At 62.2% G+C, this 12,555-nt stretch carries 9 protein-coding genes; 1 reads left to right on the top strand and 8 read right to left on the bottom strand.

From position 1 onward, the window contains the following. Positions 1 to 59: 59 nt before the first annotated feature. The gene (locus AC2T3R_RS20715; RefSeq protein ID WP_024087669.1) at positions 60 to 1,055 is read left to right on the top strand and encodes an alpha/beta fold hydrolase; all 996 of its coding nucleotides are present in this window, start codon (positions 60 to 62) and stop codon (positions 1,053 to 1,055) included. Positions 1,056 to 1,172: 117 nt separating this feature from the next. Here the strand turns inward: AC2T3R_RS20715 and AC2T3R_RS20710 are convergent, their stop codons facing one another. From AC2T3R_RS20710 to AC2T3R_RS20675, 8 genes are all read right to left on the bottom strand, one after another. Then, positions 1,173 to 1,508, bottom strand: coding sequence for a GlpM family protein (locus AC2T3R_RS20710; RefSeq protein WP_486744200.1), 336 nt, complete (start codon positions 1,506 to 1,508; stop codon positions 1,173 to 1,175). A gap of 25 nt (positions 1,509 to 1,533) precedes the next feature. Further along, positions 1,534 to 2,862: a two-component response regulator AauR gene (gene aauR / locus AC2T3R_RS20705; protein ID WP_013973972.1), complete on the bottom strand. Its 1,329-nt coding sequence runs from the start codon at positions 2,860 to 2,862 to the stop codon at positions 1,534 to 1,536. Continuing rightward, the gene (aauS, locus tag AC2T3R_RS20700) at positions 2,859 to 4,763 is read right to left on the bottom strand and encodes a two-component sensor histidine kinase AauS (RefSeq protein WP_015271576.1); all 1,905 of its coding nucleotides are present in this window, start codon (positions 4,761 to 4,763) and stop codon (positions 2,859 to 2,861) included. The genes aauR and aauS overlap by 4 nt, the downstream gene beginning before the upstream one ends. Before the next feature lie 72 nt (positions 4,764 to 4,835). Next, complete coding sequence (locus tag AC2T3R_RS20695) at positions 4,836 to 5,570, bottom strand: amino acid ABC transporter ATP-binding protein (protein ID WP_015271575.1); 735 nt, start codon at positions 5,568 to 5,570, stop codon at positions 4,836 to 4,838. Next, positions 5,567 to 6,238 carry an amino acid ABC transporter permease gene (locus tag AC2T3R_RS20690; protein ID WP_013973970.1) on the bottom strand — a complete coding sequence of 224 codons (672 nt, stop codon included), beginning with the start codon at positions 6,236 to 6,238 and terminating at the stop codon, positions 5,567 to 5,569. The genes AC2T3R_RS20695 and AC2T3R_RS20690 overlap by 4 nt, the downstream gene beginning before the upstream one ends. Next, on the bottom strand, positions 6,239 to 6,985 hold the full coding sequence (locus AC2T3R_RS20685) for an amino acid ABC transporter permease (protein ID WP_015271574.1): 747 nt from the start codon (positions 6,983 to 6,985) through the stop codon (positions 6,239 to 6,241). It abuts the gene before it with no gap. A gap of 141 nt (positions 6,986 to 7,126) precedes the next feature. Continuing rightward, positions 7,127 to 8,044 carry a glutamate/aspartate ABC transporter substrate-binding protein gene (locus tag AC2T3R_RS20680; protein WP_013973968.1) on the bottom strand — a complete coding sequence of 306 codons (918 nt, stop codon included), beginning with the start codon at positions 8,042 to 8,044 and terminating at the stop codon, positions 7,127 to 7,129. A 322-nt stretch (positions 8,045 to 8,366) separates the two neighbouring features. After that, on the bottom strand, positions 8,367 to 12,515 hold the full coding sequence (locus tag AC2T3R_RS20675; RefSeq protein ID WP_486744199.1) for an NEL-type E3 ubiquitin ligase domain-containing protein: 4,149 nt from the start codon (positions 12,513 to 12,515) through the stop codon (positions 8,367 to 8,369). Between the last annotated feature and the right edge of the window lie 40 nt (positions 12,516 to 12,555).

Here is a 12,555-nt window from a genome sequence, read left to right as displayed (position 1 = left end):
CCGAACAGAATTCATCAGACTCGCGCTCTACTGGGGATCTGCATTCTGGTGTTTCTTTCATGCGGGCTTTTTGGCTTTTTCTTTTCTTTGTATTCGGCGTACCTGCAAGTTTCGCTGAACAGCGTTGTGACGCCCACGTGCCGGTGCAGCGTGCCGAGCTGGGCGCGGTCAGCCTTGTCTACCAGAGCGTCGGTGCGCCACGCGACCCGGCCTTGCTGCTGGTGATGGGCCTTGGAGGGCAGCTGATCCACTGGCCGGACGACGTGGTCGAAGCGTTGTGCCGCCAGGGCTTTCGGGTGATCCGCTATGACAACCGCGATGTCGGCCTGTCACGCTGGAACCAGTTGCCACCGACGGCCAACCTGACGGTCGAACTGCTGCGCTACAAGCTGGGCCTGTCGGTGGCTGCGCCCTATACGCTGACCGACATGGCGGACGATGGCCTGCGCTTGATGGATGCGTTGGGCGTGCGCCAGTTTCATGTGCTGGGGGTGAGCATGGGCGGCATGATTGCCCAGCACCTGGCTGCCATGGCGCCCGAGCGCGTGCGCAGCCTGACGCTGGTCATGTCCAGTTCAGGGGCGGCGGGGTTGCCGGCGCCGGATCCTGCGCTGGTGCAGTTGCTGGCCCGGCGCAGCGCGCCGAACCGCGAAGTGGCCATCGAGCAGCAGGCTGATCTGCTGGCGGCGCTGGGTAGCCCCGAGGTGCGTGACGACCGTGCGGCCTTGCTGCAGCAAGCGGCCGTGGCCTACGACCGGGCGTTCAACCCTGAAGGGGCCAAGCGCCAGATCATGGCGATACTGGCCGAACCGAGCAGGGTCGAGTTGCTTAACCAGTTGCGGGTGCCGACCCTGGTAGTGCATGGCACGGCCGACCCGTTGCTGCCGGTGATGCATGGCGTGCACTTGGCGGCGCATATCCAGGGCAGCCAGCTGCGCTTGATACCGGGGTTGGCGCACCGCTTCCAGGAGCCGTTCAAGGCGCCGTTGCTGGGGGCGGTGTTGCCCTACCTGCAGGCACATCGGCAGGATGTCACGCATATCGCAGGGCTCTGAATCGGCGTTGGCCTCTTCGCGGGCGCGCCCGCTCCCACAGGGAATGCACCCGCTTTCAATCATGTGCAATACCTGTGGGAGCGGGCGTGCCCGCGAAGAAGTCTACGCCGATGCAACTCAGTGAATCCGCACCCACAAGGTCACCAGCACGGTCGCCGCCATCAGCCAGGCTACCGTGGCCAACGCCAGCGATGCCTCAAGGCGCATGCGGTCAACCAGTACATACAAGGTCGCCAGGTACACGAAATACGGAATGATCGACCACATGCCGAACAGGATGGTGGTCTTCAGGTCGGCAATGCTGCGCCCCTTGCCGACAATGTAGTGGGCAATCAGGGCGAAGGTGGGGAACAGCGGCACCAGCCCGGCGATGTAGTAATTGCGTGTCTTCGACAGCACCGCCAGCAGCACCACCACACCAGCACCCAGGGCAGCTTTGAATACCAGGTCCACGTTGTCTTTCCAGGTTGGGTTGAGGTCAGCCGAGGCCGTATTTCTTCACTTTGTCGAACAGCGTGGTCTTGGCCATGCCCAGCTCCTGGCTGGCCTGGCTCAGGTTGCCACCAGTACGTTGCAGGGCATCGCTGAGCAGGTTGCGCTCGAACGCTTCCACCGCCTCGGCAAAGCCCAAGCCTTGGCTGGCACCACCGCTGGGGCCTTTCTTGAACGCAGGCAGGCCGAGGGCATAGCGTTCGGCGACGTTGCGCAGTTCACGCACGTTGCCCGGCCAGTCGTGGGCCATCAGGCGCGACAGGGTCTGGCTGTCCAGCGCAGGTGTTTCACGGTCGAAGCGCAGGGCCGACTGCTGCAGGAAGTGTTCGAACAGCTGCAGGATATCTTCGCGGCGCTCGCGCAGCGGCGGCAGCTCCAGTGTCACCACGTTCAGCCGGTAATACAGGTCGCTGCGGAACTGGCCACTCTGGCCCATGGCATCCAGGTCAGACTTGGTGGCGGCGATCACCCGGCAGTCCACCGGAATGCTCTGGTTCGAGCCCAGCCGCTCCAGGGTGCGCTCCTGCAGCACGCGCAACAGCTTGATCTGCAGGTTGATCGGCATGCTCTCCACTTCGTCGAGGAACAGCGTGCCGCCGTTGGCGTGTTCGATCTTGCCGATGCGGCGTTTGCCGGCACCGGTGAAGGCGTTGGCCTCGTGGCCGAAAATCTCGCTTTCGAACAGGTTTTCCGGCAAGCCGCCACAGTTAAGTGCCACGAACGGCTGGCCCTGACGACGGCTGAAGTCGTGCAGGCAGCGGGCGACCAGTTCCTTGCCGGTACCGGTTTCGCCTTCGATCAGCACGTTGGCCGAGGTATCGGCGACGTTGGCGATGAGCTCGCGCAGGTGCTCCATGGCCGGCGAACGGCCAATGATGCGCCCCTCCAGGCTGCTTTGCTCCGCCAACTGGCGGCGCAGGGCCACCACTTCGCGCGACAGCCCGCGCTGTTCGAGGGCGCGGCGCACCACGTCGACCAGGCGCTCCGGGGAGAAGGGTTTTTCCATGAAGTCGTAGGCGCCATTGCGCATGGCGCCCACCGCCATGTCGATATCGCCGTGGCCGGTGATCAGTACCACCGGCAGGCTGCGGTCGCGGGCCTTGAGGCGGTTGAGCAGCTCCAGGCCATCGATGCCCGGCAGGCGTATATCGCTGACGACGATGCCGGCGAAGTCGTCGCCGATGCGCTCCAGCGCCTGCTCGGCGCTGCCCACACCTTCACAGGCGATGTCTTCCAGGGCCAGCGCCTGTTGGCAGCCGAGCAGCACATGCGGGTCGTCTTCGACGATCAGGACGGTAAGAGGCGCTTGGTTCATGGGTGCTCTGCCGATTCGCTAGGGGGTGAGACCAGGGGCAGGGCCAGGACGAAGGCCGTACCGCCGCTGGCGGGATGCTCGACGTTGAGGCTGCCCTTGGCGGCGGCGGCAAGGCTCGCCGACAGGGTCAGGCCCAGGCCCAGGCCGTGTTCGCCCGGCTTGGTGGTGAAGAAAGGTTCGAACAGGTGCTTGCGCGCCTCGGCGTCGATGCCGTGGCCATTGTCGCGCACCTGCAAACGGTACTTGTCGCCCTGCAGCTCGCCCTCCAGCCACAGTTGCGGCAGCGGTTGGGCGGCCATGGCATCCAGGGCGTTGCCGATCAGGTTGACCAGGATCTGCTCCAGGCGGGTCTGGTCGATGGCAAGCTGCTGGTCCTCGAACTGATTGTGCAACTGCAGGTGGCAGGCGCTGATGCGGTTGGCCAGCACCTGCAAGGTAGCGTCCACCGCCTTGGCCAGCGAAGCCTGGCCACTGTCGTCGCTGCGTCGGGCGAACGAGCGCAGGCTGGCGGTGATTCGGCCCATGCGGTCGATCAGGTCGTTCATGGTACGCAGGTTGGTGCTGGCGGTTTCCAGCGCCCCGCGTTCGAGGAAGCGCACGGTGTTGCCGGACAACGTACGCAGCGCGGCCAGCGGTTGGTTCAGTTCGTGGGCAATGCTGGTGGACATCTGCCCGATGGCGGCCAGCTTGCCGGCCTGTACCAGTTCGTCCTGGGCGTGGCGCAGGGTCTGCTCGGCATGCCGGCGCTCGCGAATCTGGCCCTTCAGGCGTTCATTGCTGGCACGCAGGTCGGCCGTGCGTTCGGTAATCCGTCGCTCCAGCTGGCTGTTGGCTTCCTGCAGGGCCTCGCGGGCTGCCAGGCGAGTGGCGATGACCTTGCGCCGTTCGTTCCAGGCGATGCCGAGGATCGCCAACAAGGCGAAGGCCACGCCCACCAGGATGCCCTGTACCATGGATTCGCGGCGCAGGTCCTGCAGTGGGGTCAGCAGGGTGAAATGCCAGGGCGTGTCGACCAGGCGCCGGGTCTGGGCCAGGTAGGCCATTTCGCGGGCCTTGCCCTGTGCGGTTTCGCTGTTGGCCGGGAAGGTCAGCTTTTCCACACCATCGGCCAGGGTCTCCCGTGCCAGCGGCTGCAGTTCGTTCAGCGGCCACCAGTAGTACTGCAGGCTGCGAGCCAGGCGCTCCTTGATCTGCGGGGTCAGCGGGCGTACCGACTTCAGGCGCCGGGCAGGGTCGCTGGAGAGGATGATGATGCCGTTCTCGTCGCTGACGAACGCCTCCAGGCGGGCACGCTGCCAGCGCTCCTCGAGGGTGTCCAGGCGCACTTTGATCACCGCCACGCCAATGATCTTGCCATGCTCCTCCAGGCCGTGGGCCAGGTAATAGCCGGCCTCGCCGGTTGTACTGCCGATACCGTAGAAACGCCCGGGTTCGCCGCGCACGGCAGTCTGGAAGTAGGCCCGGAACGACAGGTCCTCGCCGAGGAACGAGTCGGCATCGCGCCAGTTGCTGGTAGCCTGGACACGGCCGTTGGTGTCGAGGACGAAGATGGCCCGGCTGCGGCTGCGCCGGTTCAGGCCTTCGAGGTATTCGTTGACAGTCTGCCGCGAGCCGCCGTCAGGGTCGGTGAGCAGATGCGAGACGCTGTCTTCCAGCTCCAGCAGGCTCGGCAGGTAGGTGTACTTGCTGATTTCGCTCTCGACCGTGCGCGCGTGCAGCTCCAGCTGGCGCTCGCCGTTTTCGCTGAGGGTGCGGATGCCGCTGCTCTCGCTGATCAGGTAGCCAGCCATTCCCAGGCCGACCATCAGCAGGATGATCAGTGGCGGTAACAGCAATTGGCGGAGCAGGCGGGATTTCACGGCAGGCTTGGCAGGGAGAAGAAGCGAAGGATCGCATTTCATCACAGTGGCCTTGTCACGACCAGCGCCTGCTGCCCGAAGGGCAGCGGCGCCGACCGCTTCAGTGAAGCAAAATCAGTGTTGCAGGATCTTGCTGAGGAAGTGCTGGGTACGTTCGTGGCGGGCACTCGGGTTGCCGAAGAAGTCTTCCTTCTGGCAATCCTCGATGATGTTGCCCTTGTCCATGAAAATCACGCGGTTGGCCACCTTGCGGGCGAAGCCCATTTCGTGGGTCACGCACATCATGGTCATGCCTTCGTGGGCCAGCTCGACCATCACGTCCAGTACTTCGTTGACCATTTCCGGGTCCAGTGCCGAGGTCGGTTCGTCGAACAGCATGACGATCGGGTCCATCGACAAGGCGCGGGCGATGGCCACGCGCTGCTGCTGGCCGCCGGACAGCTGGCCGGGGTGCTTCTTGGCGTGGGCACCGAGGCCGACGCGGTCGAGCAGGGCCAGGCCCTTCTTGGTCGCTTCTGCTTCGCTGCGGCCAAGCACCTTGCGCTGGGCGATGGTCAGGTTCTCGGTGATGGTCAGGTGCGGGAACAGCTCGAAGTGCTGGAACACCATGCCAACGCGCGAACGCAGCTTGGGCAGGTTGGTCTTGGGGTCGGCGATCGAGGTGCCGTCGACCACGATGTCACCTTTCTGGAACGGCTCCAGGGCGTTGACGCACTTGATCAGGGTGGACTTGCCCGAGCCCGACGGGCCGCAGACCACCACCACTTCACCCTTCTTGACCTCGGTGCTGCAGTCGGTCAGTACCTGGAAGTCCCCGTACCACTTGTTTACGTTCTTGATGGAAATCATACGGCGATCCTTTTTTGCAGGCGCTTGACCAGCCACGAAGCGGAGAAGCTGATGAGGAAGTACACGACACCGGCGAAGATCAGGAACTCATGGGAGCGCCCGATGATGTCGCCGTTGGAGCGTGCCGAGTTGAGGAAGTCCACCAGGCCCACGGTGTAGACCAGCGAGGTGTCCTGGAACAGGATGATGCTCTGCTGCAAAAGCAGCGGCGTCATCTTGCGGAAGGCCTGGGGCAAGATGATCAGGCGCATGGTCTGGCCGTAGGTCATGCCCAGGGCCTGGGCGGCGCCCATCTGGCCTTTGGAGATCGACTGCACGCCGGCGCGGACGATTTCGCAGAAGTACGCGGCCTCGAACATCATGAATGCCACCACGCAGGAGGTGAAAGCACCTACCGGGGTGTCCTCGCCGGTAATCCAGCGCAGCACGAATGGTACCGCTAGGTAGAACCAGGTGATTACCAGCAGCAGCGGGATCGAGCGGAAGTAGTTGACGTAGGCGCCGGCCACGTTCGACAGCAGCTTGCTCGACGACAGGCGCATCAGGGCCAGGATGGTCCCTAGTACAATGCCGCCAACCACGCCCATTATCATCAGCTGCAGGGTCATGACCATGCCTTCCCAAAGGGCAGGCAGGGCCGGGATGATTTCGCTGAAATCCATATCCATTTATTTGCCCCCTACGGAAATCAGGCCGGGCACCGAGACTTTTTTCTCGACCATGCGCATCAGCAGCATCAGGCCCATGTTCAGGGTGAAGTAGATCAGCGTGGCCAAGGTGAAGGCCTCGAACAGGTTCGCCGAGAACTCAGCGGTCTGCTTGGTTTGTGCCAGCAGTTCCATCAGGCCGATCAGCGACGCCACCGACGAGTTCTTGAACACGTTCAGGAATTCCGAGGTGAGCGGCGGAATGATGATCCGGTAGGCTTGTGGCAGCAGCACGTTGGTGTAGATCTGCGACAGGCTGAAGCCCATGGCGCGGGCGGCGGCTTCCTGGCCGCGGGGCAGCGCCTGGATGCCGGTACGCACCTGCTCGCACACGCGGGCGGCAGTGAACAGGCCCAGGCAGATGACCACGCTGATCAGCGCCGAGGTGGTCGGGTTGAGGTCCTGCTTGAACCATTCCTGCAGGCCTTCTGGCAACAGGTCTGGCACCAGGAAGTACCAGATGAACAGCTGCACCAGCAGCGGTACGTTGCGGAACAGCTCCACATAAGCGGTGGCGATACCCGATACCAAACGGTTCGGCACGGTGCGCATGACACCGAGGACCGAGCCCAGCAGCAAGGCGATGACCCAGGCGGAGATGGCGATGGCGATGGTCCAGCCCAGGCCGGTGACGTACCAGTCCAGATAGGTTTCGCTGCCCACGCCGGTGGACTTGAAGAACACGCCCCAGTCCCAGTTGTAATTCATCGGGATTTCCCCTCAGACGGTTGTTTCACGGGCACCTTCCAACATCCGAGGGCATAAGCCCTCGGATGAAAGGTTAGACACTAACGGGTGGCCTGCAGGTTTAATTCGCGCTTTGCAGCGCAACAGGCCATGGGCTGGTGGTCAGGACTTTTTCTCGTCCGCAGCCTTGTCGGTCGGCTCGGCGATCAGTTTCTTCAGCTCGTCGCTCATCGGGAACTGCAGGTTCAGACCCTTCGGCGGGATTGGCTGTTGGAACCATTTGTCGTAGCTCTTGTTGACTTCGCCCGACTTGAAGTAGCCGACGATGGCGTCATCGACCGCTTTCTTGAAGGCCGCGTCATCCTTGCGCACCATGCAGCCGTAGATCTCGTAGGACTGCGGGGTACCGGTGATGACCCAGTCCGACGGTTTGCGAGCCTTGGCCATTTCGCCGGCGAGCAGGGCGTCGTCCATCATGAAGGCCACGGCGCGGCCGCTTTCGAGCATGTTGAAGGCTTCACCGTGGTCCTTGGCGGAAATCACGTTCATCTTCATCTGCTTGTCGGCGTTCATCGCCTTGAGGATGCGCTCGGAGGTGGTACCTGCGGTGGTTACCACGTTCTTGCCGGCCAGGTCCGGGAAGTCCTTGTATGCCGGCTGACCGTCCTTGACCTTAGTCAGCAGGCGGGTACCGACTTCGAAGATACCGACCGAGAAGCCGACCTGCTGCTGGCGCTCGACGTTGTTGGTGGTGGAGCCGCACTCGAGGTCTACGGTGCCGTTCTGCACCAGCGGGATGCGGGTCTGGGAGGTGACGAGGTTGTAGCGGACCTTGATGTCCGTGCCCAGCTGCTTCTTCAGGGCGTCGACGACAGCCATCTGGATGTCATGCGAGTAGCCCACGGGCTCGGGCTTGCCGGCCAGGTAGGAAAACGGGATGGAGGAGTCGCGGTGGCCCAGGGTGATGGTGCCCGAATCCTTGATCTTCTTCAGGGTGCCGGTCAGTTCTTCGGCCATGGCCGGCGAAGCGATTACGGCGGCCGCGATGGCGGCGCCCAGCAATTGACGAACGATGCGCATCAAATTTTCCTCGACGTGTTTGTTTTTTTTATGGAGCCGTTGGCGGACTCTTCGTTCAACGAATACAGAAATAAACGATTGCATTCGGCTACCAAGTGTAGAGCATGAGTCGTGCCAAGCTCTGGCATTGATCATAACGCCTCGAATTCATTGGGAATCAACCTTTCGCACTCATCGTGTGACGGTAAGTTTCATTCGCCATACCGAATGAATAGCGGTTAATCGTTCGGAAATCCGAACGGATTTGCCAACCCTGCATCGCAATGCACGAGCGATCAGGACCGCTGCCATGCTGAGCCTGATCGCAGTGCTGCCAGCCTGGTCAGTGGGGCATGAGCCGCTCTTTCGGCGTCTGGTTCCAGCGCGCCCAGGCCTCGGTAGTGAGGGTGCGTATCAGCACTGACTCCTCGGCGGCAAGTTCGCGCATCAAAACCCTGGCCTGGTCTTCATAGCCCGCTTCCTGGCCGGCCACGGCCCGTGCCTCGAGCGCTTCCATTCGCTCGTGATAAGGCCTTGCGGTCGCCTCGAAACGGTCAACATAGGTTTCTCGCAGGTAGTTCTGCCAGTAAGGGCGGCCTGCAAGCGCGTCCAGCATCGACAAGGTGCTGTAGCTTTGCAGTACTTCTATTTCTGCTGCATTCAGATCCCGCGTTGTCACGTGGGCGAATGATGCGAAGTGCATCTCATCCGGTGGTGCTGGCAAGTCAAGTGGCCCTGTCAGCCGCAGGCGATAGAAAAGCCGAACTTCGATTTCATCTACTCTGCGTCCTGCTTCGCGCAGGGCCTGGATATGCCGGTTGGCAATATCGTCAAGCAGGTCCAGGCGGTGCAACTGGCCGCCCAGATACAGCAGGTGGCTCTCTCTCATTTCCGCTGGCACCCCTTCGATGCCCTGGAAGGCCAGCACGCCCACTTCCATCTGGTTGAGCAGCAGCAACAGGCGGTCCTCGCAGGTACGCGGCCCGTCGGCCTCGCGAAACAACTGCTCGCGTAACGCTTCATTGTTTTCGCAGGCTTCGAGGATATGCCAGAGACGGCGTCGATAATGCCGCGGATGGGCCTCGAAGTCTTCGCTCTGGGCAAAGTCGGCCAGGAATCTGAACAGGCCTCCAGAGCCCGGCTCCTCGCTCATGCGGTCCCAGGCTGCCTCCCGTTCTGCACGGAGGAGCTCGTTTCTGGACGCTACCCAGGTTGCACGGGTTTCTTCATCTATTGGCTCGTGGGCATACGACGCGCTGCCTCGGGCGCCTGTTTCGCTGGCACCCTGTGCTTCGTCCAGATACTCGATGCTGCCTTCGCTCAACGGATTGTCATGCAGGTTCAGCCTTTGCAGGCGAAGGCGCAAGCCGCGCATCTCGCGCTGCAACTCGCTGATTCTGTTGTCGCGCAAGTCGATATGGGCGCGTAGCGCTACGCTCTGGTGGACCAGGCCAATATCCGCCTGGCCCGTTGCTCGCAGGCGCAGGTCCCGCACATGTGGCAAGGCCGAGAGGTCGGGCATACCGTTGAGGGGGTTGTAATTGAGTATCAGGGTATCCAGCCGCTGCAACTGAGCCAGGCGGCTGCTACCTGCTGCGTCCATCGCAATCAGGTTGTTGCTCAGGTTCAAGCGCCGTAGCTGGCTGAGGCCCTCGATGCCCTCGGGAACCAATGTCAGCTGGTTGCCGCTCAGGTCCAGGTCCACGACGTTGGGGAACAGCCTTAGGAAGCGCGCATCGATCTGCTGCAGGCGCATGTTGCGTAACGTCAGCCGGCGCACGTGTCGGTATTCCACACCCTCCGGCAGGTCTGGCAAGGCATCGATGTGCTCGCCGTCTATGGTCAGTTCATATTGGTCGTTGCCGTCCACCAGTTTGCGCCGCCAACTGCGGCGAAGGGTATCGGCTACCCGGCGTCTGCGAATGGCGTCGATCGGAGATTGCCAACCGGCCTGCCAGACCCGAAGTGTTTCGCGCAGGTCGGCAAGCTGGCGTTGCAGCGCCTGGTAATGGTCCCACAAGCTCTCCCCGCGCTGGCGGACTGCTTCGAGGTAAGCGTCCAGTTGCAGTTCGGAGAGTGTGGGGAATATTTGATGGATCCCTCGACGAATAGCGCTTTGGCTGCTTTCACCACCACCGCTGAGTGTATAGGCCAGCCTGCCGTCGGCGAAACGCCGGGGCGGCCTGATAGTTGCGCGGATGCCGGGCAGGTCGAGCAGGCTAGCCGTGGAGTCGCGATCCTGTTCGGCTGCCATGGCCAGTTTGTCGCGCAGTTCCCTGAGCTGCAGGTTGCGGTTCCCCAACCGGGTTTTCTGCTCGTCGTCCAGGCACCGCAGGAGCGCTGCCAGCAAGGACTTGCCCTGGGTTTCTTCGCCAGCCAGGGCGTAGCCTTGCTCATCTTTGACAATGGTGCGCACCTTCTGCGCGGTCTCGCTCTGGCTGGCGAATATCTGTAATCCCTCCGGGCCGCCGTGGCGTAATTCGACCCGTACTGAGTCTGGCCACGGGGCTTCCCGCTCGATGAGGCGTAGCGCCAGTATTTCGCTATCGGTGTTGGCCAGGTTCTGTAGGCGCAAGCCGAGACAAGCTCGGTCAATACGGCTGGCATGTTCATACCATCGTGCATGTTGCGCCATGCTCAGTGGTATCCGCCCGGAAGCATGCAACTGTTCTATCTGGGCGCTACTGCAATGGTCGATGACTTCCTGGGCGCCCCTTGGCGACAGCCCCCGAAAGGCGCCGATCAGCTTGGCCTGGTCGATGGATAGCGGTGTTTGCCATGCCTGAAGTTTCTGCTCGACGGCCACCCCTTTCAGGGTCGGATCCTGCTGGTGCAGCTTGATCCGGTCGTGGATGTCTAGCAGCCGCGCGGGTGGTGGAGCGTTCTCCAGGCAAAGTCGGCGCAGCTGGTCCACGGACAGGCCTGTGACCTGCAGAAGCATCCGGCCATGGTCTGACAACGTGTCGGCAAAGTGCTCCCCTTGCAGGCCTTCCAATAATACCGAGACATTTTCCTCGGCAGGCAGGTAGCGGAGGTTTCTGGTCAGCCTTACGCCGCGGCCGGGCAACACCGTTGGCGCAAGCCTGTCGACAAAAGGTATTCGTCGCAGCGTATGCAGCGCACCTGCAGTCAGGCCTGTGGTCGCCAGGCCCTGGGCTACGTTGAACAAGTGGTCCAGTGCACCCTGGCGATCACCTAGCTGCCAGTCCTGGTAGCCTTCGTAGACTTCATCGAGCAATTGCGCCGCGCTGACGACCAGCAGCAGGTCTCCCAATACCGGTACGACCAGAGCTGCCAGCCCCAGCAGGTCCAACCCGGCACTGAGCATGCCCTGCAAGCGCTGATGTCTGCTCAGGCGGTCTTCGACGTCCGTGGGCACAGCCAGGTAGGCTGCATCATCGAACATTCGTCCGAGCAAAAGCGCTCGTACATGTGCGAACACATCCCCCTCTATGGGCAGGTTTCGCCCGTCGAGCTGCAGTTTCTTTGCTCCAGGCGACGCTAACAGCCGTTGTGCAAGTTCCTTGTCGAAAGCGCTTGTGTCCCGCGCCTTGATGAAACGCTTGAAAAACCTGCGGAATGGCTGGTGTTTGAGGCGAGTGGCCAGGTCGGTGTACACATCGTTCCAACTGTCGTAAAAGCACAGGCTTTGCCCGGGGGCATCGGGTATCCAGACGATGATCTCGTCGATGTCGGCAGCCAAGGCAGGGCGCCATTCGAGAGTGATGACCCCCGTCACGCACTTGCCGAGCAGATAGAGTTGGCGAGGTGTCAGCGTGCCTTTGCCATAGGTTGCGAGCGCAGGGGGTTCCAGCATCGACCGCAGCCGAAGCAGATCCCGCTCATCCAGTTGCCGCTTGAACCTGGCCTCGTAAACCGCTGCTTGCATGCGCGTTCGTACGCCGGTTTCAAACAGGTGCCTTATTGTCGTGCGCGCCTGATCGCCCGGCTGGCCACGCCCAGCCTTGGGTTCGAGCACTGTCTTGAGCAGCACCTGATACTTGCCGCCCAGATCCAGCGAGCGGCACAGGCGAACGAATTGCTCGAAGGTCATGGCCAGCTTTTCGCCTTTCTCGTTTTCCAGATGCGCTTTACGCAACAGCCACGGTTCAGCTTCGTGTGCTTCGAAGTTATGCAGGGCGGCAGCCAGCAGGGTTTGTCGTGTGCTATGGATTACGGTCGGCTTGTAGAAATGCTCTGCGGCCGAAGGTAGTTGGAACTCTTCGCTCACGACCACGTGACCCCGTCGCGCGTCGATATGCCCCACTCTCTGCTCACGCAGCGCGCGTTCGAGCAGGGGCAGGGCGAAGTCTTCGAGGCGAGGGATTCTTTCGAGCAGATGGCGAAGCCTGTCCGCTGCCTGTTGTTGTGCACCCAAGGCCTTGCCGTAGGCTTGCAGGTGCGTTGTGTCGGCGCCGGTCAACCAGTCAGGCAGTTGCTGGGCGATCAGGGCGTCGACTGAATAGGATGGGTTGTATTCGGTGGGTGGCACGTGATGTTCTCCGGGGTTTTAAAGACCCCAGAGCATCACG

This window comes from Pseudomonas sp. PVC-5-1 (assembly GCF_057444345.1).
The sequence above is the reverse complement of the archived record's forward strand: the minus strand, read 5'-3'. Positions and strand labels throughout refer to the sequence as shown.